Below are 669 nucleotides of genomic sequence, written 5' to 3'. Positions count from 1 at the left end.
AGCCCTGGGTGTCGAGCAGCACCAACGTCACCCGCCGATGCCCCGCCGCCGTCAGCCGCCGGGCCATTTCATAGGCGACCAGCCCGCCGAACGACAGGCCGGTGAGGATCAGGGGCTGCGAAGTCAGCGGTTCGATCAAGCGCAGGTAGGCCTCGGCCATCGCCTCGACCGTCGGTTCGGTGCTCTCTCCGGGATTCAGCCCGGGCGACTGCACGCCGTAGACACCGACCTGCTCCGGCAGGACTTTAGCCAGCGACAGGTAACAGAACGCGGTGCCACCGGCCGGGTGAATGCACACCACATTGCGCTGTCCATCGCCACGACGGAACTCGATCAGGTTGCCTTGTGCGGCAGTGAGGCTGGCGCCACTGCGCAGCCAGCCACCGAGGGCTTCGATGGTCGGGTGGGCCATGATCACCCGCACCGGCACTTCGATCGAAAACGCTTGGCCGATCTGGGACGCCATCTTGATGGCTGCGATCGACGTGCCGCCAACGTTGAAGAAGTTGTCGCGAATGCCAATCTGCGGTGCCAGCAGCAGACTTTTCCAGATCTGGTAAAGCGCCAGTTCGATATGGTCACGCGGGCTGCCGAGGTTGACCTGGCGCGCCGCCAGGTCTTGATCGGCGAGGGCCGCCAGCGCCTCGCGGTCGACCTTGCCATTGGCGG

1 protein-coding gene is annotated in these 669 nt (G+C 65.5%); it reads right to left on the bottom strand.

What is annotated here, in order from left to right; translation table 11 throughout:
- The coding region (locus BZK31_RS28955; RefSeq protein ID WP_157900856.1) for an alpha/beta fold hydrolase at nt 1-669 on the bottom strand (669 nt) is incomplete at both ends.

This window comes from Pseudomonas floridensis, assembly GCF_002087235.1.
GTDB classification, from domain to species: domain Bacteria; phylum Pseudomonadota; class Gammaproteobacteria; order Pseudomonadales; family Pseudomonadaceae; genus Aquipseudomonas; species Aquipseudomonas floridensis.
This window is presented reverse-complemented; position numbering and strand designations above follow the sequence as displayed.